Annotated in this window: 1 pseudogene; it reads right to left on the reverse strand. The window is 72.9% G+C overall.

From position 1 onward, the window contains the following. Nucleotides 1-357 (reverse strand): annotated as a pseudogene (locus AC1DP0_RS22405) (N-acetylmuramoyl-L-alanine amidase); the annotation flags it as partial. Between the last annotated feature and the right edge of the window lie 345 nt (nucleotides 358-702).

Raw genomic sequence — 702 nt, forward strand, 5'->3', positions numbered from 1 at the left:
GGCGGCCCGGCCGAGCGTGTCGGCAGCGGGTGCCGGCGCCGGGGCCGGCGCGTCGCCCAGGCCCCTGCCCTCGGCTGCAGAGCCGAGGTTCGCGTCGACGAGGTGCATCGGCCCGTAGCCGCCCGACGTGCTGTGCCCCGGGTTGAAGTCCCAGCGGGTCTGCGCGTACGACACGGCCTCGAGGACCGTGCGCGGCACGCCGTACTCGGCCGAGGCGGCCGCGAAGGCGCGCTCCCGACTCGCCGGGTCGCTGCCCGCGCTCGCAGCGTTCGACGCGGTCGGGTCGGCAGCCTGCGCCGACGGACTGGCCACGGCCATCCCGGCGGCGACTGCTGCGAGCGCACCGAGCGCTGCCACGGACCGCCTCACTCTGCGGGCCCCTGGAGTTCGGTGCGGTGTGGAGTTGGGTATCACTCGATCGTCCCTTTCGTATCCGTATGACCGCAGGGTGCTCAGCCGCCGACATGGGTCATCGGCGCCGCCGTCCTACGGCTGGGTGCGCATCCGACCCCGGTCGGCGCACACCTCTGAGACCGAGCATTCCCGTGCATCTTGAGGCCCGCCACTTGAAACCGTCATCCACCCGTCATCCCCCATCCACCGCGTCCCGCATGCACCGCCCTCCGGGAGGGAGCACCATGGTTCACATGGGGCGCGCACGCCTGGGTGCGGGGTTGGCCATCGCAGCACTCCTTCTCGGGG

Source organism: Terrabacter sp. P5_B1 (genome assembly GCF_056400505.1).